Genomic DNA, 500 nt, shown 5'->3' with positions numbered 1-500 from the left:
GTTTAGCACCATAAAGCCCGTGCTCATCATCGAAGATGGTCTTGATTCTTGCACCAATAACGGCATCAGAATACATCTTTAACCTGCGTTTTTTACGGGTGCTCACCCACTTGTAAAACGAGGAACGATTCAGCTTTAACACATCGCACATCCGCTTAACCGAGTACTCGGTTCGGTGGTCATCGACAAACTGGAAGCGGATCACCAGTGAGTCTCTTCGGCAAAATATTTCGCGGCCTTACGCAGGATGTCGCGTTCTTCGCGCAGCTTAGAGACTTCTTTTTCCAGCTGACGGATTCGCGCAGAATCATTCGCCGCTTGGGCTTGATCGTGCACGGCCTTCGTGCGGGCACGTTTGCCAGTGCCGTACTTTTTGACCCAAGAATGTAGCGAGGCACGGTTGATACCGAGCTCAGCTGATGCTGAGTTCAGCGAGAGATCCTAGTTGTTCTCATAGAGGGCTACGGCATCGCGTTTGAACTGTTCGGAGTACCTGGACA

1 protein-coding gene and 1 pseudogene are annotated in these 500 nt (G+C 51.0%); both read right to left on the bottom strand.

The features are described 5' to 3' along the window. Positions 1-205 (bottom strand): annotated as a pseudogene (locus HMPREF3169_RS13275) (IS3 family transposase); the annotation flags it as partial. After that, a complete protein-coding gene (locus HMPREF3169_RS13535) occupies positions 202-336 on the bottom strand; it encodes a hypothetical protein (RefSeq protein ID WP_256364733.1) in 135 nt (44 codons plus the stop codon). The gene HMPREF3169_RS13535 and the pseudogene HMPREF3169_RS13275, both read right to left, overlap by 4 nt. Positions 337-500: the final 164 nt, after the last annotated feature.

The sequence above is a fragment of the Corynebacterium sp. HMSC08C04 genome (assembly GCF_001807495.1).
Taxonomy (GTDB): Bacteria; Actinomycetota; Actinomycetes; order Mycobacteriales; family Mycobacteriaceae; genus Corynebacterium; species Corynebacterium simulans.
The sequence above is the reverse complement of the archived record's forward strand: the minus strand, read 5'-3'. Positions and strand labels throughout refer to the sequence as shown.